We start from the raw sequence: 1,334 nt of genomic DNA on the forward strand, positions 1-1,334 counted from the left end.
AAGAAAAAAAAAGCAAAGAAAAAAAGAAAAGAAAAAAGGAAAAAAAAAAGATAATGAAGGGAAAGAAGAAAAGAGTAAAAAAACGAAGGGAAGGAGAAAAGAAAGCACACCAGTAGAAAATGAGGAAAAATAAAAGTAGTGACATGGGATGAGAAGGAAGAATAATAAAATAAGGGAAGCAAAGAAAAAAGAAGAAAAGTCGGGAGCAACTTATCCTGCATTACTAGGGCTTGATGGTGCTATGCAAACATTAAATCAGCTAATGCAACAGGCAAAGTCAAACCTGGATTTAATATCATCAACACATACAAAGCACCTATGGGAAATTGCACAATATATCATAAAAAGGACCTATTAAAGCTTTCTTCGTAAATTAATTTTATGCTACTCTACTTATCATCTAAACACAACACGACATAATACCCTTTGATATGACGATTACATTTAAAAAAGCTTACGCCTGGTTTGTCCATCTATTTACAGCCAGCGGCGCTGTATTTGCTGTTTTATCGCTTGCGGCAACAACACAGGCTTATGCTGCCAAAATCCAGGCCGACCCAAGCGGGTATTTTTTCTATATGCGACTATCCTTTATTTATGTTGTTATTGCTGTTGTGATCGATGCAGTTGATGGCACATTAGCGCGCAGAGTCAATATTAAAAAGCTTGCACCACTTGATGGCAGTCTTCTTGACAATATTATTGATTTTGTTACCTATGCCGTTATTCCTGCACTGTGGGTCTATATTACTGATGTCGTACCACACGGCCTAAAAGTCGTAAGCTTAAGCTTGATTGTACTGGCTTCTTGTTATCAGTTTTGCCAACTGGATGCAAAGACAAAAGATCATTTCTTTAAAGGGTTTCCAAGCTATTGGAATTTGGCCATTTATTATTTGATTTATTTCCATTTTTCAGCAATCACAAATTTTATTCTTATTATCATTCTTACTATCTTAACCTTTGTGCCAATTAAATATATTTATCCTTCTCGAATGAGCTATCTTAGCCGTCATAAACTGATATTATCCATTATGTTTATTTATACACTCATCTGGGGTGCTGCAACGATTCTATCAAGTTTCATGTGGCCACATACCAACACTTTGCTTGCCTGGGTGATTATAAGCTACATCGTGGTATATTTTGTCTTTAGCGCGTACCGTACGCTTTATCCACTTAAATAACCTTTTTACCATAAATATATTACAATCAATAATATAAGCAACTGGCATCGCTATTTTATCCCGACTTTGACACTTTTCAAAGTTATCCACAGGTTTGAAGAAAGATATTTTTGCTCAGGCCTTATTTTATAAGGGTTTTTGGTTTCC

2 protein-coding genes are annotated in these 1,334 nt (G+C 35.3%); both read left to right on the forward strand.

Going from position 1 to position 1,334, the window contains the following annotated elements:
* The first annotated feature begins 148 nt into the window (after nt 1–148).
* Nucleotides 149–358 (forward strand): hypothetical protein, encoded by a 210-nt coding sequence (locus DNK84_RS12765; protein ID WP_119344864.1) that lies wholly within the window; start codon nt 149–151, stop codon nt 356–358.
* A 73-nt stretch (nt 359–431) separates the two neighbouring features.
* Nucleotides 432–1,187 (forward strand): CDP-alcohol phosphatidyltransferase family protein, encoded by a 756-nt coding sequence (locus DNK84_RS12770; RefSeq protein ID WP_119344865.1) that lies wholly within the window; start codon nt 432–434, stop codon nt 1,185–1,187.
* Nucleotides 1,188–1,334 lie beyond the last annotated feature (147 nt).

The sequence above is a fragment of the Facilibium subflavum genome (assembly GCF_003574485.1).
Lineage (GTDB): Bacteria > Pseudomonadota > Gammaproteobacteria > Francisellales > Francisellaceae > Facilibium > Facilibium subflavum.